Origin of the sequence: Massilia agilis (assembly GCF_024756255.1) — a bacterium.
In the GTDB taxonomy this organism is placed as follows: Bacteria; Pseudomonadota; Gammaproteobacteria; order Burkholderiales; family Burkholderiaceae_D; genus Telluria; species Telluria agilis.
Genome location: NZ_JANUHB010000001.1, coordinates 394501 through 414374 on the forward strand (window position 1 = coordinate 394501; position 19874 = coordinate 414374).

Annotated in this window: 11 protein-coding genes; 5 read left to right on the forward strand and 6 right to left on the reverse strand. The window is 66.8% G+C overall.

Annotated elements, in window-relative coordinates:
• Positions 1 to 21: 21 nt before the first annotated feature.
• Positions 22 to 4926, forward strand: a complete 4905-nt coding sequence (locus tag NX774_RS01740; RefSeq protein ID WP_258820424.1) for a response regulator — start codon at positions 22 to 24, stop codon at positions 4924 to 4926.
• Entirely contained in the window at positions 4914 to 5765 is an 852-nt protein-coding gene (locus NX774_RS01745; RefSeq protein WP_258820425.1) for a CheR family methyltransferase, read from the forward strand. The genes NX774_RS01740 and NX774_RS01745 overlap by 13 nt, the downstream gene beginning before the upstream one ends.
• A 90-nt stretch (positions 5766 to 5855) precedes the next feature.
• Here NX774_RS01745 and NX774_RS01750 read toward each other — a convergent pair whose 3' ends face one another.
• Positions 5856 to 6479: a glutathione S-transferase family protein gene (locus tag NX774_RS01750; protein WP_258820426.1), complete on the reverse strand. Its 624-nt coding sequence runs from the start codon at positions 6477 to 6479 to the stop codon at positions 5856 to 5858.
• 184 nt (positions 6480 to 6663) lie between these two features.
• Here NX774_RS01750 and NX774_RS01755 point away from each other — a divergent pair, with 184 nt between their 5' ends.
• The gene (locus NX774_RS01755; protein WP_258820427.1) at positions 6664 to 9327 is read left to right on the forward strand and encodes a M1 family metallopeptidase; all 2664 of its coding nucleotides are present in this window, start codon (positions 6664 to 6666) and stop codon (positions 9325 to 9327) included.
• Positions 9317 to 10828, forward strand: coding sequence for a hypothetical protein (locus NX774_RS01760; protein WP_258820428.1), 1512 nt, complete (start codon positions 9317 to 9319; stop codon positions 10826 to 10828). Before NX774_RS01755 ends, NX774_RS01760 begins: the two co-directional genes overlap by 11 nt.
• 19 nt (positions 10829 to 10847) lie before the next feature.
• Here the strand turns inward: NX774_RS01760 and glpD are convergent, their stop codons facing one another.
• The 4 genes from glpD to NX774_RS01780 form a co-directional block, all read right to left on the reverse strand.
• Positions 10848 to 12395 (reverse strand): glycerol-3-phosphate dehydrogenase, encoded by a 1548-nt coding sequence (gene glpD / locus NX774_RS01765; RefSeq protein ID WP_258820429.1) that lies wholly within the window; start codon positions 12393 to 12395, stop codon positions 10848 to 10850.
• On the reverse strand, positions 12380 to 14455 hold the full coding sequence (locus NX774_RS01770; RefSeq protein ID WP_258820430.1) for an NAD(P)-binding protein: 2076 nt from the start codon (positions 14453 to 14455) through the stop codon (positions 12380 to 12382). The genes glpD and NX774_RS01770 overlap by 16 nt, the downstream gene beginning before the upstream one ends.
• Positions 14456 to 14545: 90 nt before the next feature.
• Complete coding sequence (locus NX774_RS01775; RefSeq protein ID WP_258820431.1) at positions 14546 to 15598, reverse strand: OmpA family protein; 1053 nt, start codon at positions 15596 to 15598, stop codon at positions 14546 to 14548.
• A gap of 6 nt (positions 15599 to 15604) precedes the next feature.
• A complete protein-coding gene (locus NX774_RS01780; protein ID WP_258820432.1) occupies positions 15605 to 16381 on the reverse strand; it encodes a hypothetical protein in 777 nt (258 codons plus the stop codon).
• A 325-nt stretch (positions 16382 to 16706) separates the two neighbouring features.
• On the opposite strand from NX774_RS01780, the gene NX774_RS01785 reads away from it, so the two are divergent.
• Positions 16707 to 17345, forward strand: coding sequence for a phosphohydrolase (locus tag NX774_RS01785; RefSeq protein ID WP_258820433.1), 639 nt, complete (start codon positions 16707 to 16709; stop codon positions 17343 to 17345).
• A 257-nt stretch (positions 17346 to 17602) separates the two neighbouring features.
• Here the strand turns inward: NX774_RS01785 and NX774_RS01790 are convergent, their stop codons facing one another.
• Positions 17603 to 19687, reverse strand: a complete 2085-nt coding sequence (locus NX774_RS01790) for an ATP-dependent helicase (protein ID WP_258820434.1) — start codon at positions 19685 to 19687, stop codon at positions 17603 to 17605.
• Between the last annotated feature and the right edge of the window lie 187 nt (positions 19688 to 19874).

Consider the following 19874-nt stretch of genomic DNA (forward strand, 5'->3'; position numbering starts at 1 on the left):
ACACTCCGAGGATAGATATCGATGAACAACATGACCGAAATGGCCGAAGAGCTTGATTTAAGGCTCCTGCTGCAGACGCTGATGGCACTGAAAAAAGGCGATTTCACCGCGCGCATGCCGTCCGACTACACCGGCATGGCCGGCAAGATTGCCGACACGCTGAACGACATCATCGAGACCAAGGAAAAGATCGTCAACTCGGTCAAGGACGTGTCGCGCGTGGTGGGCCGCGAGGGCCGCCTGACCCAGCGCGCCACGGTGCCGGAGGTGACGGGCGGCTGGGCCACCATCATCAGCTCGGTCAACACCCTGATCGACGACCTGGTGCGCCCGACCACCGAAATGGCGCGCGTGATCGGCGCGGTTGCCAAGGGCGACCTGTCGCAGACCATGGCGCTGGAAGTGGACGGCCACCCGCTCAAGGGCCAGTACCTGCGCGCGGCGATGACCGCGAACACCATGGTGGAGCAGCTGGCCTCGTTCTCGTCCGAGGTGACGCGCGTGGCGCGCGAGGTCGGCACCGAAGGCAAGCTCGGTGGCCAGGCCCAGGTGAAAGGCGTGGCCGGCACCTGGAAGGACCTGACCGACTCGGTGAACTCGATGGCGGGCAACCTGACCAGCCAGGTGCGTAACATCGCGGAAGTGACCACCGCGGTGGCGAACGGCGACCTGTCCAAGAAGATCACGGTGGACGTGCGCGGCGAAATCCTGCAGCTGAAGGACACCATCAACGTGATGGTGGACCAGCTGCGTTCGTTCGCGTCCGAGGTGACGCGCGTGGCGCGCGAGGTGGGTACCGAGGGCAAGCTGGGCGGCCAGGCCTATGTGCCGGGCGTGTCCGGCACCTGGAAGGACCTGACCGATAACGTGAACTTCATGGCGGCGAACCTCACCGGCCAGGTGCGTAACATCGCGGCGGTGACGACCGCGGTGGCGAACGGCGACCTGTCCAAGAAGATCACCGTGGACGTGAAGGGCGAGATCCTCGAGCTGAAAAACACCATCAACGTGATGGTGGACCAGCTCTCGTCCTTCGCGTCCGAGGTGACCCGCGTGGCGCGCGAGGTGGGTACCGAAGGCAAGCTCGGTGGCCAGGCGCAGGTGAAGGGCGTGGCCGGCACCTGGAAGGACCTGACCGACTCGGTGAACTCGATGGCGGGTAACCTGACCGGCCAGGTGCGTAACATCGCGGACGTGACCACCGCGGTGGCGAACGGCGACCTGTCCAAGAAGATCACGGTGGACGTGAAGGGCGAGATTCTTGAACTGAAGAACACCATCAACGTGATGGTGGACCAGCTGAACTCCTTCGCGTCCGAGGTGACCCGCGTGGCGCGCGAGGTGGGTACGGAAGGCAAGCTGGGCGGCCAGGCAAACGTGCCGGGCGTCGCGGGCACCTGGAAGGACCTGACCGACGGCGTGAACTCGATGGCGGGTAACCTCACGGCGCAGGTGCGTAACATCGCGGACGTGACCACCGCGGTGGCAAACGGCGACCTGTCCAAGAAGATCACGGTGGACGTGAAGGGCGAAATTCTCGAACTGAAGAACACCATCAACGTGATGGTGGACCAGCTGTCCTCGTTCGCATCCGAGGTGACGCGCGTGGCGCGCGAAGTGGGTACGGAAGGTAAGCTCGGCGGCCAGGCCTATGTGCCGGGCGTGGGCGGTACCTGGAAGGACCTGACCGACAACGTGAACTTCATGGCGTCCAACCTCACCGGCCAGGTGCGTAACATCGCGGCGGTGACCACGGCGGTGGCGCGCGGCGACCTGTCCAAGAAGATCACCGTGGACGTGAAGGGCGAGATCCTGGAGCTGAAGGACACCATCAACGTGATGGTGGACCAGCTGTCCTCGTTCGCGTCCGAGGTGACGCGCGTGGCGCGCGAGGTGGGTACGGAAGGTAAGCTCGGCGGCCAGGCAAACGTGTCCGGCGTGGCCGGTACCTGGAAGGACCTGACCGAGAACGTGAACCAACTGGCGGCAAACCTGACCAACCAGATGCGCGCGATCGGCGAGGTGGCAACCGCGGTGACGCGCGGCGACCTGTCGCGCAGCATTCAGGTGGAAGCGCGCGGCGAGGTGTCCTACCTCAAGGACAACATCAACGAGATGATCCGCAACCTGAAGGAGACCACGCAGAAGAACGCGCAGCAGGACTGGCTCAAGACCAACCTGGCGCGCTTCACCCGCCTCCTGCAGGGCCAGCGCGACCTGCAGGCCGTGACCAAGCTGATCCTGTCCGAGCTGGCCCCGCTGGTCTCGGCGCACCACGGCGTGTTCTACATGATGGACTCGCAGGAGACCGACGCCCGCCTGCGCATGATCGCCAGCTACGGTTACCGTTCCAGCCGCAAGCTGCCCACCTCGTTCCTGCCGGGCGAAGGCCTGGTCGGCCAGTGCGCGCTGGAGAAGACCCGCATCTGGCTCACCGACGTGCCGCGCGATTACATCGTGGTCTCGTCGGGACTGGGCGCGGCGCCGCCGACCAACATCGTGGTGCTGCCGATCCTGTTCGAACAGCAGGTGAAAGCGGTGATCGAGATCGCCTCGCTCGACCGCTTCACCGACACCCACCTGTCCTTCCTCGACCAGCTGATGGAATCGATCGGCGTGGTGCTCAACACCATCGAGGCGAACAGCCGTACCGAGTCGCTGCTGACCCAGTCGCAGTCGCTGGCGCAGGAACTGCAGCAGACCAACCAGGAGCTGGCGGAGAAAGCGCGCCTGCTCTCGGAGCAGAACATCGAGGTGGAGCGCAAGAACCGCGAGGTCGAACAGGCCAAGCTGGCGCTGGAAGAAAAGGCGACCCAGCTGGCGCTGTCCTCCAAGTACAAGTCCGAGTTCCTGGCTAACATGTCGCACGAGCTGCGCACGCCGCTCAACTCGCTGCTGATCCTGGCGCAGCAGCTGTCGGACAACCCCGAGGGCAACCTGTCGCCCAAGCAGGTGGAGTTCGCCAAGACCATCCACGGCTCGGGTTCCGACCTGCTCACGCTGATCAACGACATTCTCGACCTGTCCAAGATCGAGTCGGGCACCGTCACGCTGGACGTGTCGGAGTACCGCTTCAACAACCTGCGCAACTACGTGGACCGCACCTTCCGCCACATGGCCGAGGCCAAGCACCTCGGCTTTACCGTGGACCTGGGCGAGAACCTGCCGACCGCGCTGATGACCGACACCACGCGCTTGCAGCAGGTGCTCAAGAACCTGCTGTCGAACGCCTTCAAGTTCACCAGCCACGGCCACGTCGCGCTCACCATCAGCATGGTCGATACCGGCTGGAGCCCGGACCACCCCAACCTGCCGCTGGCCGACGCCGTGGTGGCGTTCTCGGTGCGCGACACCGGCGTGGGCATCCCGTCCGACAAGCTGCAGCTGATCTTCGAGGCATTCCAGCAGGCCGACGGCTCCACCGCCCGCAAGTACGGCGGCACGGGCCTGGGCCTGTCGATCTCGCGCGAACTGGCGCGCCTGTTGGGCGGCGAGATCCGCGTCGAGTCGATGGTCAACGTCGGCTCGACCTTCACGCTGTACCTGCCGTACAACCGCGCCGGCTTCGTCAACTACGAGCTGGCGCGCCAGCCGCAGCCGGCCCGCCTGGCCCCGCCCCAGCAGAACGCCGGCACGCCCCAGCTGGTGGAGCCGGCCGAGGTCACCGAAGTGGTGACGGTCGAAACCCCGGCCGGCACCGCCGCGCTGGTGGAATACGCGGCCATGCTCGACGACCGCGGCCTGATCGCCCCGGGCGACCCGTCGGTGCTGATCGTGGAGGACGACGAGCGCTTTGCCAAGGTGGTGCTCGAATTCGCGCGCGAGAAGAACTTCAAGGGCATCGTCACTCATCGCGGCGACTCGGCGCTGTCGCTGGCGCGCGACTACCTGCCGTCGGCGATCCTGCTCGACCTGGACCTGCCCGACATCGACGGCTTCACCGTGCTCGATCGCCTGAAGCGCGACCCGAACACACGCCATATCCCGGTGCACGTGATGTCCTCGTTGCGCGAGCGCGAGCGCGCGCTGCGCCAGGGCGCGATCTCGTACATCAACAAGCCGGTCGGGCGCGAGCAGCTGCAGGAAGAATTCACCCGCATCCAGAAGTTCCTGATGGGTGGCAAGCGCAGCCTGCTGGTGGTCGAGGACGACCAGGCCCAGCGCAACGCGATCGTGCAGCTGATCGGCGCCGCCGACCTGAAGCTGGTCACGGCAGACGACGGCGCCAGCGCGCTCGCGGCGCTGGAAAACGGCCGCTTCGACTGCATGGTGCTGGACCTGACGCTGCCCGACATCTCCGGCTTCGACCTGCTCGACCAGATCGGCCAGAACCCGCGCCTGCGCGACCTGCCGATCGTGATCTACACGGCGCAGGACCTGACGCGCAAGGAGGTCACCAAGCTCAAGCGCTACGCCAAGACCATCGTCATCAAGGACGCGCGCTCGCCCGAGCGGCTGCTGGACGAGACGGCGCTGTTCCTGCACCGCTCGCACGCCAGCCTGCCCGAGACGCAGCGCCGCATGCTCGAAGAAATCCACGCGGCCGACGGCGGCCTGGCCGGCCGCAAGGTGCTGATCGTGGACGACGACCTGCGCAACATCTTCGCGCTGTCCTCGCTGCTGGAGCGCCAGCAGATGCAGGTGCTGTTCGCCGAAAACGGCCGCGACGGCATCGAAGTGCTGGAGAAGGACCCGAGCATCGAGATCGTCCTGATGGACATCATGATGCCGGAGATGGACGGCTACGACACGATGCGCGCAATCCGCCGCATCCCCAAGTTCAAGTCGCTGCCGATCATTACCCTGACCGCCAAGGCGATGAAGGGTGACCGCGACAAGTGCATCGCTGCCGGCGCCTCGGACTACATCACCAAGCCGGTGGATGTGGCCCAGCTGCTGTCGCTGATGCGGGTGTGGCTGCATTGACGGCCTGGGATTCCTTCGCGGCCGGGGTCGCGACCGAAGACCTGGAGATCGAGCTGCTGCTCGAGGCGCTGTTCCAGCGTTACGGCGTCGATTTCCGCGGCTATGCGCGCCCGGCGCTGCGGCGCAAGCTGGGGGAGCCGATGCGCGCGCTGCAGGTCGGCACGCTGTCGGCGCTGCAGGAACGCGTGCTGCACCAGGGCGGCGCCGCGGGCCTGGTCATGCGCGCGCTGGCGGTGGAGCCGTGCGCGCCGTTCGCCGAACCGCAGCACGCCCGCCAGCTGCGCGAGGTCCTGGTGCCGGCCCTGCGCAGCTCGGCCTTGCCGCGCGTGTGGCTGGCCGAATGTGCCGGCGTTGGGGAGGCGTGGTCCCTCGCGATTCTGCTGGCCGAGGCCAACCTGGCCGCGCGTACCGAGGTGTACGCCACGGTATCGAACGAGGAAATGCTGGCCGAGGCACGCGACGCCACGCTGCCGGCCGCCGAACTGGCGCGCTACCAGCAGGATTACGAAAGCAGCGGCGGCGGTGGCAAGCTCGCCGAGTACTTCGACGTGTCCGGCGACCGCGCGAGCCTGCTGCCGGAACTGAAAAGCCACATCACCTGGGCGCAGTACAGCCTGGTGACGGACGCATCGTTCAACGAATTCCAGGCAATCGTCTGCTGCCGCGCCCTGCCCGACTTTGGGCCGGTGCTGCGCCAGCGTGTGCTGCGCCTGTTCCACGAGAGCCTGGCGCCCTTCGGCGTGCTCGGCATCGACAAGCCGCTCACCGCATCCGACGCGCTGTGCGACCGCTACCTGCAGCTCGCGCCCGGCGCGCCGTGGTACAAGCGAGTCGGGTAGCGTGTCGCATTCGTAGGGTGGGCACATCGTGCCCACGCGGTGACAGGCGACCGCAGCACAGTTGTATCCGTGCTGGGGCTGCGCACCTGGTCAGGGCTTGCCGATCGTCGGCCGTACCGCGACGCGGTCGCGCCATGCCTGCAGGTGTTCCATGCCCAGCTCGCCGGCATTGAACTTCATCATCCCGCGCGCGAACTCATAGCCGCAGAACGCGGTGATGTCAGCGATCGTGTAGCGGTCCCCCGCGATGTACTGCTGCTTTGCCAGCACCCCATCCAGGCGGCGCGCTTCGGCCAGGAATTTCTCGCCCTGCGACTTGCCGAAGTCCGCGAACTGCGGCTGCTCCAGCGGCGCCAGCGCCGGATGCGAGTGGCGCAGGCAGTTGGCGATCAGCTGGAAAAAATAGAGCTCGGTCTGGCGGTCCACCATCTCGATGAAGGCGCGCTCCTCGAAGCCCTCGCCCATCAAATTCGGCTGCGGATACAACCCTTCCAGGTAAGTGCAGATCGCGCGCGTTTCCGACAGCATGCGCCCGTCGTCCAGCTCCAGCACCGGCACACGCCCCAGCGGATTCCTGGCCAGGAACTCAGGGCTGCGCAGCTCGCCGTTGAACAGGTCAACCTGCACCAGTTCGAGATTGGGAACCGCCTTCTCGGCCGCAAAGATCACTGCACGGCGCGGGTTGGGCGCTAACTTGCTGATGTATAGCTTCATGAAGTCTCCTTTCAGGTGGTTGGTGCTTCATCGCGTGCATCACGGAAGAGCTAAATCATAGACGTAATTACGGTCGCGTGCTCGCCAACTTGTTTCGTTGACATGCCCGCCGATTTCGCTTTAGATTGCGCGAGGCGCCTGCTGGCACCGCGCCTATTCAACGTACATATTCGGAAGGTAGCCCATGCATCGCAAGCTCATCCCGGCAGCCGTCGCCGCCGCCTTTGCCGTCCTGTCCGCGCACCCCGCAATCGCCGCGCCGGCCCCTGCCGCAGCCATGCAGCTTGCGACCACCCAGCTCCCCCGCGGCGTGGTGCCAACCCACTACGACGTGTCGATCACGCCCGATGCCAAGGCCGGCACCTTTGCCGGGCACGTGGTCGTGGACCTCACCGTGCAGGCTCCCACCACCACGATCACCCTCAATGCGCTGGACATGAAATTCAGCGCCGCGACACTGACCCCGGCCGCTGGCGGCGCCGCGCAAAGCGCGCAGGTCGCGGTGGACGCGAATGCGCAGACGGCCACCTTCACCTTTGCGCAGCCGATCGCAAAAGGCGCCTACAAGCTCACACTCGACTACACCGGTGCCATCGGCACGCAGGCCGTGGGCCTGTTCTCCCTCGACTACGACAGCCCGCAAGGCAAGCAGCGCGCGCTCTACACGCAGTTCGAGAACTCGGACGCGCGCCGCATGATCCCCTCGTGGGACGAGCCGGCCTATAAAGCCACCTTCGCGCTGTCCGCCGTGGTCCCGACCGGCCAAATGGCCGTCAGCAACATGCCGATCACGAAGGAGGAAGACCTTGGCAGTGGCAAGACACGCGTGACCTTCGCGGCCACGCCGAAGATGTCCACCTACCTGCTGTTCTTTGGCCTGGGCGACTTCGAGCGCGCCCGCATGACGGTGGACGGCGTGGAGCTGGGCGTGGTCACGCGCAAGGGCGGCGCCGCGCAGGCGCAGTTTGCGCTGGACTCGTCCAAGGCGGTCCTGCGCGAGTACAACGACTACTTCGGCGTGCGCTACCCGCTGCCCAAGCTCGACAACGTGGCGGGTCCGGGCCGCAGCCAGTTCTTCGGCGCGATGGAAAACTGGGGCGCGATCTTCACCTTTGAATATGCCATGCTGGTGGACCCGTCGTTCTCCACCCAGGCCGACCGCCAGGGCGTGTTCGCCACCGCTGCGCACGAGATGGCACACCAGTGGTTCGGCGACCTGGTGACGATGTCGTGGTGGGACGACCTGTGGTTGAACGAAGGATTCGCATCCTGGATGGAGGGCCGCACCACCGCTCGCCTGCACCCTGAATGGAACACCGCGCTGGAAGCGGTGAACAGCCGCGACGACGCCATGTACCGCGACGCCCTCGCCACCACCCACCCGATCGTGCAGCACATCGAGACCGTGGAACAGGCCAGCCAGGCGTTCGACGCGATCACCTACCAGAAGGGCGAAGCGGTGATCCGCATGCTCGAGGGCTATGTGGGCGAGAACGCGTGGCGCAGCGGCGTGCGCGCGTACATGAAGGCGCACGCCTACGGCAACACCGTCTCGGACGACCTGTGGAAGAGCGTGGAAAAAGCCGCGCGCAAACCGATCACCGCGATCGCGCACGACTTCACGCTGCAGCCGGGCGTGCCGCTGATTCGCGTGGAGGACATCAGCTGCAAGAACGGCGCCACGGTCGTGAAGCTCGCGCAGGGCGAATACTCGCGCGACCAGCCGGACAAGAAGCCGCTGTCCTGGCGAGTCCCGGTCATTGCACAAGCACTCGGTTCGGGCAAGCAGGGCCGCGCGATCGTCACCGGCGGCAAGGGTGCGATCACCCTGCCCGGCTGCGGCGGCGCGGTGGTCGTCAATGCAGGCCAGAGCGGCTACTACCGCACGCTGTACGCGCCCAAGCAATTCGCAGACCTCACGTCCGGGTTCGTCAAGCTCGCGCCGATCGACCAGATCGGCATGCTGGCCGACAGCTGGGCGCTGGGCCTGGCCGGGCTGCAGAACGCCGCGTCCTTCCTCGACCTGGCTGCGGCCACGCCGCTGTCGGCCGACCCGCAGGTGTGGCGCCGCATCGCCGACGTGTTCAGCGATATCCACGGCCTGTACGACGGCGACCCGGCGCGCCAGAAGCACTTTGACAGCTATGCGATCGCGCGCCTGGCGCCGGTGATGGCGCAGGTGGGGTGGATCGCCCGCCCGGGCGAAGCGACCCCGATCGCCAACCTGCGCGCCACCCTGATCGCCGCGCTCGGCAAACTGGGCGACCCGGCCGTGGTGGGCGAAGCGCGCCGGCGCTACGCCGCCAGCGGCAGCGACCCCGATGCGGTGCCCGGCCCGCTGCGCAAGGTGATCCTGGCCGTCGTCGCGCAGCACGCGGACGCGGCCACCTGGGACAAGCTGCACGCCGCCGCGGTGGCCGAGAAGACTCCGCTGATCAAGGACCGCCTGTACGAGCTGCTGGCCGCAACCGAGGACAAGACGCTGGCCCAGCGCGCGCTCGACCTGGCCCTGACCGACGAGCCGGGCGCGACCAACAGCGCGGGCATGCTGGCGCGGGTCGCGGAAAACCATCCAGACATGGCCTTCGACTTCGCGATCAAGCACATCGAGCAGGTGAACGCGCGGGTGGACGCCACTTCGCGCAGCCGCTACTTCCCGCGGCTGGCCTACGGCTCGTTTGATCCGGCCATGATCGACAAACTGAACGCGTACGCCGGCGCCCACCTGGCCCCCACCTCGCGCCGCGACGCGGAGACGGCGATCGCCGCCATCCGCGACCGGATCAAGGTGCGCACCGAGCGGCTGCCGCAGATCGACGCCTGGCTCGCCAGCCACAGTGCCGATTAAGGTGCGCTTGCGGGTGTCGAGCGCCCTGTTCGCAGGCGCGCTGGCGCTCGCAGCGCACGCGCATGCCGCGGGCGCGCCGGCCGAGGACAAAGCTGCTGCACCGGCAACCGTCAGGATCAAGGCGCGCATCAATCCGGGCGATCTCGAGTACCGCTGGGTCTTCGACAACCAGAAGCTGCTGCAGGGTAGCCTGCTTGCGCAGGCACGCGTGGTCGACTTTTCCTGGCGTATCCTGTTCACCGAGTTCACTTTGCCCGAACAGGACGCCTGGGTGCCGAAGGGCTGGGCGGTGGCGCTGGTCGGCAGTAACTTCGAGCAGACCGTGCCGGTCGCGCGAGGTGGCTATTTCGTACTGCCTGCGCTGCCTGTCGGCTTGCAGGGTTCGACCATCATGTTCCGCGAGCAGAGCTTGCAGGGCCATATTGGCGCTGCCTGGCGCGTGCGCGTCGGGGCCGACCAGCGCCTGACCTATGCCAGCTTCAAACAGGCGCTGAAGGAGATCCGCGCCGTACAAGGCGCGATCCCGCTGCACAAGTCGGGCCTCAAGCTGGTACGCACCGGCACATACGATGCGCTCAAGGCGTGTTTCCTTGCCGGCGGCGGCAGGACGCTGGTCGATGGCAAGCCTGCCGCCGATGGCAGCGTCGGCAACTGCATCATCCTGAAATTCGACAGTGTCAGCGCCGCCAATGGCCAGACCATCGCATTCGAGGGGCCTCTCGACATCGTGACCGTGGTGGAAAGCGCCGATTACCTGACCTACCTTGACTCGCCCTCGCCCGCCAGTGTGCCCAGCGCCGCGCACGAGGATGGCGAGCGCGCCACGCAAGGCGCCGCCGAAAGCGCAGCGCCCACTAACCTGTCGAATCTCGCGTATGGATGGAACTTCAAGCGCCAATTGCGCCTGCAGGCCGACCTGCCCGGACAGGCACGCCTGGTCAACTTCGTCTGGCGGCTCTCCTTCGACGACCTGAGCGAAGCGGAGCAGGATGCCTGGACGCCGCAGGGCTGGGCGCTGGCGCTCGCGGGCAAAGACTTCAAACAAGCCGTGCCGGTAGCACGCGGCGGCTATTTCCTGCTGCCCCGGCTGCCCTCCGACCGGCAGGACGCGACGCTGGTGTTCAAGGAACAGGGCAAGCGCAACCTGGTTGGCGCGGCCTGGGTCATCCGCCTGCGCGACGGGCCGCGTCCTTACCTGTACTACGGCGAAGTCAAGGAAGCGATCGACACGGTGCGCAAGGCACAGGATGCGATCCCGGAAGGGCACGCGGAACTTGCGGCCCTGCGCGCAGTCCGCTACGACGGCCTGAAGGCCTGCTTCCTCGCTGCCGATGGCGTCGTGTTCGTGGGCGACATGCCCACCGCCGACGCCACCGTCGGCAACTGCAAGGTGCTGAGGTTCGACCCGGCACAAAACGCCAACCAGAAGATCGAATTCGTCGGTGACCTCGACGCCGTGACGGTGGTGGACACGACGCCCTACCCGATCCAGCGGCGCTGATGACAGCCAGGCGGGTTTTCTAAGGCGCGCCCGCGCCCGCCTGCGCCCGGTGGCGCGCGTCCAGCCAAGCATCGAGCTGGCGCGCCGCGCCCGGCGGCAGGTGCAGGCCCAGCTTGGAACGCCGCCACAGGATGTCTTCCGCGCTCGCGGCCCACTCGTGACGGCACAGGTATTCGGCCTCGGCGGCGTACAGCCCCGGCGCGATCTCCTCGCCCAGGTCGGCCACCGACTTGCGGCCTGCCAGCAACACCTCGATCAGCGTGCCGTAAGCGCGCGCATAGCGCAGCAGCAGCGCGGGCGGCAGCCACGGATAGCGCGCCTGCTGGCGCTTGACCCACAGGTCGAATTCGAGCACCGCGCGGCTGGCCGGCTGCGCCCCCATCAGGTCGCCGCCCGGCAGGCAGGCCTGCGCCGTCCACGCCGCCGCGCGCCGACCGAGCGCCGGCGCGATCCAGTCCACCGCCTGCTCCGCCAGTTTGCGGCTGGTGGTGAGCTTGCCGCCCAAAACCGACAGCAGCGGCGCGCCGTGCGTGTCGTGCTCGAGCCGGTAGTCGCGCGTGGCCGCCGCCGCGCTCGACGCCGCATCCTCCACCAGCGCCCGCACGCCCGAATAGCTCCACACCACGTCGCCCGGGCCGATCTGGCGCACGAAATAGCGGTTGGCGAGCTGGCACAGGTAGCTCGTTTCGTCGGCGCTGATCGCGACCTTGTCCAGGTCGCCGCGATAGTCCACGTCGGTGGTGCCGATGAGCGTGAACGCGCCCTCGTAGGGAATCGCGAACACGATGCGGCCGTCCGGGTGCTGGAAGATGTAGGCGTACTGATGCTCGAACAGGCGCGGCACGACGATGTGGCTGCCCTTGATGAGCCGCAGCGCGCCGCCCTGCGCGCCGGCTGCGCCGTGCAGGAAGCGCGCTGCCCACGGCCCGGCCGCATTGACCAGGCAGCGCGCGTTCACGCGGGTCTGGCCCAGCGCGTGCTTGAGCGTGGCCGACCAGTGGCCTGGGTGGCGCTCCACCGCGCTGCACAGCGTATGCGTGAGGATGGTGGCGCCGCGCTCGCTGGCATCGAGCGCATTGAGCACCACCAGCCGCGCGTCGTCCACCCAGCCGTCCGAATACACGAAGCCGCGCGCGAACCTGCGCTTGAGCGGCTTGCCGGCCGCATGCCCGATCAGGTCCACGCTCTCCGAGGCGGGCAGGAATTCGCGCGGCGCGAGGCGGTCGTACAACACCAGGCCGGCGCGGATCATCCAGGCCGGCCGCTGGCCGCTATCGTGCGGCATCACGAAACGCAGCGGCCGCATGATGTGCGGCGCGCTCTTGAGCAGCACCTCGCGCTCGGCCAGCGCTTTGCGCACCAGGCCAAACGCATAGTGCTCGAGGTAGCGCAGCCCGCCGTGAATCAGCTTGCTGGACGCGGACGAGGTGTGCTGCCCGAGGTCGTCCTTTTCGCACAGGACCACGCGCAGGCCGCGCCCGGCGGCGTCGCGCGCGATCGCCGCGCCGTTGATGCCGCCTCCCACCACCAGCACGTCGCATTCGATGCGGTTCAGGTGCTCGCCCATGTGCCGCCTCCTTCGCGGAAATCGCTCTCGGCCTCGACCACCGCAGGAAAGCCGGACAGGGCGCGCGACGCCTGCATCCCGCCCATCACCGCCGCCTCCACGCAGCCCGAGTCCAGCCCTGTGCGCAGCCAGTCGCCGGCCAGGTACAGGTTGGTCAGCCCCGAGCCGCCAGCCACCGGCCGGTAGCCGCTGCTGCCCGCCACCGACAGCACATAGCGCTCGGACGGATCGACGTTGGCGCGCCAGAACTGGCGGTCAAAGCGCGCCTGTCCCTGCGCCTGCAGCGGGTCGTGCAGCCATTGCCACTGGAAGCCCGCTGGCCATAAGCCCCGGATGCGCCCGGCCAGCAGTTCGATCGCGTTCTGCCTGGCCTGTTCGTTGCTGCGCGCCGGGTAGGCGCTGTCGGACTGGTGCGGCAGTTCGCCCGCCGGGAAGACGCCGCAGAAATAGGATACGCTGGAAGGCGCGGCGCCGCCCGGCCAGTCCTCGCGCGCGAGCACCTGGTCCATGGGCGCCCAGGTATCGTAGGGCTGGCTGAAGCCCGTGAGCACTGGCTGCTGGCCATTCGGCTGCGTGGTCCAGCCCAGCTCGGCAACGCTGCGGTCGAGCCACACCTGGCAGGCCTGGGTGGCGATGGTGCGCAAGCGATTGGCGGCGGCGCGCAGGGCCGGGCTGGCTGCCAGCAGGCGCGGCGCGACCAGCGGCAGCGAGCCGACCGGGATCCCGCACACCACATGGTCGAAGTCGCGCCCGCGCCGCAGCACGCGCCGCGGCAGCGGCGCACCGTATGCTTCGCGGTAGATGCGCGGCCAGTCGCTGAAATACGATTCGAGGTCCACCCGGTGTTCCTGCATCAGCGCGGCCTGGCCTGCGTCGAGCTGGCCCCACAGCGGCGCATCCGGCCAGCACGGCAGGCCTTTCACCTCCACCAGGGGATCGTAGCGGCCGGTGCGCAGTATCGCCTGCTCGGTCAGGACGATCTCGCCCACCCCATCGTCGTCGGGCACCAGTTCCTCGACCCGATGGAAGAATGCGAACCGTACGCCGCGCCGTGCCAGCACTTGGTACAACGGGGCGAACACGGCGTCGCCCATGCCGGCGGTCATCCGGTACATCACGCTGCCACGGTAGGCGAAGGCCATGCGCAGCATCCAGCGCAGCGCGGTGCCGGCTTCCAGGTTGGGGCGCGCCGGGTCGCCGTCTTCAAACGCGAACAGCAGCTCGTACAATGCGCGGATCGGCGTGGAGTCCACGCACAGGCGCGCATCGCCGCCATGCCGCGTGAGCCAGGCGCGCAGGTCCTCGTCGTTGATGGCCCCGAAACCGCGCGTGAACACGCCGTCGGCCAGCATCCCCTTCAGCACGGTCGCACCGATATCGAGCGCAATCAGCAGTCGCTGCACCTGGCCGCCGTCGATCGACAGCGCACGCAAGCTGTCGATATGGCCGCGCACCCGTTCCAGCGCCCGGCCCAGCGCGGCGCGGTCATGCGTGGTGTGGTCACGCGGGTGGCGCGGCATGCCGTGCGCGAGCGACAGCAGGGTGTCGAACGCGGCGTCCTCCACCCCGCCCGGCGCCAGCGTGCGCAAGCTGTCGTGCCAGTGGCGCAGTGCGCGGATCGCTTCCAGCGCCAGCGCCCACGGCGTGACCGGATCGCTGCCCGTGCCAGGCTCGCCAGGGCGGCGCGGCAGCACCAGGTTCCAGAACTGCCAGCCGGCCCCGGCCTGCTCGGCCAGCGCGATGTAGTCCTGCGGGTGGAAGGCTTCGGCCCAGGTGGCCAGCGGCGCGTCGGCCGGCCGCGCCAGCTCGGCGTAGGCCGCGCGCATTAGCGCAAACGCGTTGGCGTAGTGGCCGAACCAGATGTGCAGGCCATGTTCCTCGATGCGCTGCGCCAGACCGGGATTGCGTCCGCTCGCGCCCTTGCCGCCCAGGCGCCAGCCCTGCTGGTAGATCGTGATGTCGTAGCGCTCGCGCCATCCCGCCTGCCCGCTCAGGTAAAACGCCGCCGCCAGTGCGCCCGCGCCCCCACCGAGGATCGCGATCTTCTGGACCTGTGCCATCTTGCCCTCCCCACTAAGGATTGCATTCAGGCCAGTGTATTGTTGTCGATCTAGCGCTGTGTTTGCCTAAATCAATATCGCTGTCGATGACTATTCCGCCGTGCGCTCGACCGGCGTTGCGATGTAGATTGCGGCCTTGCGCGCCAGGCTCATGCTCGACGGCAGGGTTCCGAGGACACCGTCGCCATGCGCGTGCACCGGAACGCCACGCAAGCGCTCATGGTTTGACAGGCAAGCGGCTGCCTGTGAAGCGCGCATGTCGCTCAGGTGCTGGTTGGCAGCCGCGGTTCCACGGTAGTCGGCAGAACCGATCACCGAGATCTCGGCTCCCGCCTGCCAGCGGGACGCAACCAGGCGCGCCAAGCCGTCGCAGTCCTGGCGACTGATCTGGGCCTTGCCGGTGTCGAATGCCACCTCCGCCACCAGCTGCTTGCCGGGCGGCGGCGTGCCGTGCCCTTTCAGGATATCCTTCAGCACCACGCGCATCTCGACCAGTTGGTCGGTAACCCGTGCGTTAGCCCGCGCAACGCGGGCGTCCAACGCATCGCGCAGCTCCGCGCCCAGCTGCGCCACCTCGGTATTGACGATCTGCTTCACCTCGGGCTCGCTGAGCCCCTGACCAGGCGCGCCCGCCCCACCCTCGGGGCAGCCGCCTGTTGCCTGGCATATGTTGTCGATCGTCTTGGTAACCGGCTCGGGTGCCACCGCCGGGCTGGCGCCCTGCCCGGCCAGCGCGTCCAAGGTCTGCGCCCTGGTCGCCGGCAGCTTGACCTGGGCGAGCAACAGATCCAGCACCGAGGCGCGCTCGTTGATGTACGCAAGGAATCGCGGGTAGCTCCATGCCGGATCGCCGCCCCAGAAATTCGTGCACGCCTTGTACGTTTCGCGGATCGTCTCCTTGGTGAAATCGTCGAATTTCACCGGCTTGATCGTCTCCCCAAGCTTCAACTGGAAGTAATTCCCCGGCAAAGGCACCGCCAGCATGGCCGAGCACGTTTCGTTGAGGGACTGCCTGAGGCCCGAGCAAAAGCTCTCCACGGCCGGGCGCGGGTCCTGGTCGCCAATGCATGCCTTGTGCTGCTGCCACCCCGAATAGACGGCAATGGCCAGCGGGATGGCGACGGCGAGACTGGTGGCGGCCATCGCGCGCTACGAACCGGCCGCCGGGGCGGGCTGCGCGCCCGCGGTCGCGCCAGCCGCATTGGCCGGCGTGGCCGGAACTGCTGCACCTGCGGTCACCGGCTGGCTGCTCGCGGGTGTCTTTGTCTCACCAGCGGGGCCGGCGGGTTGCTCCGCGAGCCGGACCTTGTTGGTCGCGACGTTAAAGATCGACGTGACAGTGGCCTGTAGAATCTCTTGCTCCGTAGCGTGGCCCAAGGCATAAGCGGCGAGATTCGATCGTATGACCTGCAGCGCCGGGCGCACCTCGTTGGAAAACTCGCCCGGACCAAGATCGGCGCTCAGTGCGCTTTTCGCCAGGTTTGTTCCCTTGATGACGGCGCCATCGGGAAGCGCGATTTCCGAGTGAAATTCAGTAATGTTCAGGAAGTTATCCGCCGGGATGGCAGCAAGGTAGAGATAATCGGGCATCAATGGCCCTTTCGTCTTGTCCTTGCCGTCCAGCCGCGCCAAATACTCGCTTCGCAACTTGCGGATCGTCTCGAGCTTGGCGGCGTGGTCGCCTGGAATCTGGTTCGGTACCGCGGCAAACGCGTCCGCAATGATCTCGTCCCATTGCGACACCTTGTTGAAATCCATTGACGGGGCCAGGCGCTGGATCATGCAGGCGTCCTGATGCCACAGGGCGGCGAACAGCGCGTAGTCCGACTTGGTATTGTTACCCAGCTTCGCCGTGATCTCGTTCAGGCTTTTGCCATTGACCACCGGGACCGCTTTCAGGGTCAGCTGTGCGCCGCCCAGGTTCACGTAATTACACTGCTCTCTTGCGCTGTCGAGACGAGCCCGCTCTTCTTTGGTTGGGATCGAATGGCAACCAGACAGGAACGCTCCGAGAAAGAGAGGGAAAACAAGACGCCAGCAGCACATGATTCCTCCGATGAGAAGACCAACAGTGACCTGAGCAGAAAGTTGCCAAAAGACTATAGAAACACGGTCCGGCTGGCAACAAGTGTTTCCGCGACAAAGGCTGATGTTGTTTTTTTATCACGCCGAGGACGACCACCACCCCACCCCATGGCGACGGGTGCGGCGTGTAAAATCTTGTGATGACGAAGACCTGCACCGCCAACTGATGCCCCAGCCGACTCGCGCCTGGGTGCGCATGCCCTCCGGCAAACGACTTGACCTGCTCGACCCCACGCCTTTCGACTGGGACGACGCCGACCTGGCGCTGGGCCTGGCACGCACCTATCGCTGGGGCGGGCACTCCGCATGGCCACTGCCGCTGTCGGTGGCCCAGCACTCGATCACGGTCATGCTGCTGCGCCGCGCCGCCGGCGGCACGCTGTCGCCGGAAGCCGAGTTGCGCGAACTGCTGCATGACGCCGAGGAAGGTTTGCTCGGCTTTGACGCGATCTCGGTGATCAAGCCTTTCCTGGGCGAGGGATTCCGCGCGCTCACACAGCGGCTGGAGCAGGCCGTCTTCCTGCGCTACGGCCTGCCCGCATGGACACCCGGCGAATACCGCAAGCACAAGCAAGCCGACCGCGTTGCCGCCGCAAGCGAAGCGGTGCACATTGCCGGCTGGTCGGAACAGGAAGTGCGGCGCACTCTGAAAATCCGCTCGACGGTGCTGGCCGCCGATCCGCTGGTCGCTTTGTATGGCGGCAAGGCATGGGAACCGTGGGCGCCGGCGCTCGCGGCCGAGCGCTTTCTGGCCGAGTTGCATCGGCTGCAGAATGATATCCAAGCGGCAACGGAAAATCGCTAAGCTACTGATTTTCCGCGTTATTTCTCGATATCCACAAAAAATGTGGATAACTGTGTGGAAAAGGCCCACTTGACAGGCCGGAACCCCAGATTTCATGCGGGTTTCGACACTTTGCCCGTTCTGAAGGCAAAATTTCGCCCCAATAGAATCAAGGACTTACGCGATCCAAGAGAAATAGTCCTAGCGAAATATGCGGTAGATTCCTACAAATTCCTACAGCGGGGGATAAGTCATCAACACGCGCGCCCTACCACCTGTTACTTCCACGCGTTGCGGGCGCGGTCGCGCACCAGCATGCGCACCGATTCGGGCATCGGCTTACGCTGGTGCAGGGTCGCGGCGTCGAGCCAGACGCACTCTTCGTAGTGCCTGAGCATGGCCGGGCTGATGAAGCGGGTGCGCTGTGCGTACACGTGGCGGTCGCCCATCTGCGACTGCTGCTTGATGAAGAATTTGTTCGGCACCACCAATTGCAGGTGCTCGCGGGCGCGCGTCATGGCCACGTAGAGCAGGCGCCGCTCTTCCTCGATCTCCTCCATGCTGCCGGTGGCCATGTCCGACGGAATGCAACCGTCCACCACGTTCAGCACGTGCACCGATCGCCACTCCTGCCCTTTCGATGAGTGGATGGTGGACAGGATCAGGTAGTCCTCGTCCAGCAGCGGCGGCCCGGCGCGGTCGCTGGTCGCCTCGGGCGGGTCGAGCGTAATCTCGGCCAGGAAACTCTCGCGCGAGCCGTAGCCGCCGGCCAGCGCGGCGAGCTGCTCCACGTCGGCCGAGCGCACCGGCGCGTCGTCGTGCATGCGCTCCAAGTGCGGCAGGTACCAGTTCTTCGCCAGCTCGATGTCGGCCGGCCAGCGCAGCCCCGGCGCACGCAGCGCGCGGTACAAGGCCACGAACTGCTGCCAGTCCTCGGCGCTCTTGGCAGGCGCGGCGAAGGCCTCGAGCGCCGCCAGCGGATCGGCCGCCTCGGACATCGCATCGAGCAGGCGGGTCGCGGTGGCCGGGCCGATCCCGGGGATCATCTGCGCGACGCGAAAGCCCGCCATGCGCCCGCTCGGGTTCTGCGCGAAACGCAGCACCGCCAGCACGTCCTTGATGTGCGAGGCTTCCAGGAACTTGAGCCCGCCGAACTTCACGAACGGGATGTTCCGCCGCATCAGCTCCAGTTCCAGCGCCGCGCTGTGGCTGGCGGCGCGAAACAGCACGGCCTGCTGGGTCAGCGCAATGCCTGCCTCGCGGTGCTCCAGCACGCGGTTGCAGACCCAGCGCGCCTGCTCCGCTTCGTCGGGAATCAGCACCAGCTGCGGCTTGGCGGACGACAGCTTGTCGGTCCACAGCGTTTTGGCGTGACGCTCGACGGCCTGTTCGATGACGGCGTTGGACGCATCGAGGATCGGCTGGGTCGAGCGGTAGTTGCGGTCGAGCGTGACGACCTCGGCCGGGCGCGAGAACTGCTGCGGGAAGTCGAGGATGTTGCGCACGGTGGCGCCGCGGAACGAATAGATCGATTGCGCGTCGTCGCCCACCACCATCACGCCGCGCCCGTCCGGCTTCATGCCGGTGAGGATCGCGGCCTGCAGCCGGTTGGTGTCCTGGTATTCGTCCACCAGCACGTGGTCGAACAGCGCGCCGATCTCGGCGCCCAGCTCCGGGTCGGACACCATCTCGGCCCAGAACAGCAGCAGGTCGTCGTAATCGAGCACGTTCTGCTCCTGCTTGGCGTCGACGTAGGCGCCGAACAGGGTCTTGAGCTGCGCCTCCCACTCCGCGCACCACGGGAAGGTGGATTTGAGCACGAGGTCGAGCGGCTCGCGGCTGTTGACGGCGCGCGAATAGATCGACAGGCAAGTGCCCTTGAGCGGAAAGCGCTTCTGCCCCTGCGACAGGCCGATCTCGTGGCGCACCAGCCCCATCAGGTCTTCCGAGTCGCCGCGGTCGTGGATGGTGAACGAGTCGGACAGGCCGATGCGGCCCGCGTATTCGCGCAGCAGGCGCGCGCCGATGCTGTGGAAGGTGCCGGCCCAGGGCAGCGTGGGGCTGGCCGCCGACAGCCCGGTGCCCAGCACCCGCTGCAGCACATGGCCGGCGCGCTGGGTCATTTCGTTGGCGGCGCGGCGCGAAAAGGTCAGCAGCAGGATCCGCTGGGGATCCGCGCCCGCCCCGATCAGGCGCGCGACGCGGTGCGCCAGCGTATTGGTCTTGCCCGAGCCGGCGCCGGCGACCACCAGCAGCGGGCGCGGGTCCTGCGCGCCGATGTCGTGCTCGACGGCAGAGCGTTGCTGCGGGTTGAGGGCGGCAAACGGATCGTCGGGGGCGCGGGCAACGGCGGCTTCTTGCATCGGCTGGCGTGTTGGAAACAGGTGGCATAACTGTACATTTGTCCAGTAGCCGAGCGCAAGCAGAATCGCAAGAAAATTTTCTTGTGATAACGCAAACTTCCGGTCAATCGTCCGTGCGCCAGCGCACGCAGTGCATCGCTCCAGCGAAGCTAAGTCACGGTTTTAAAAGCGTTTTTTCGGATATCCA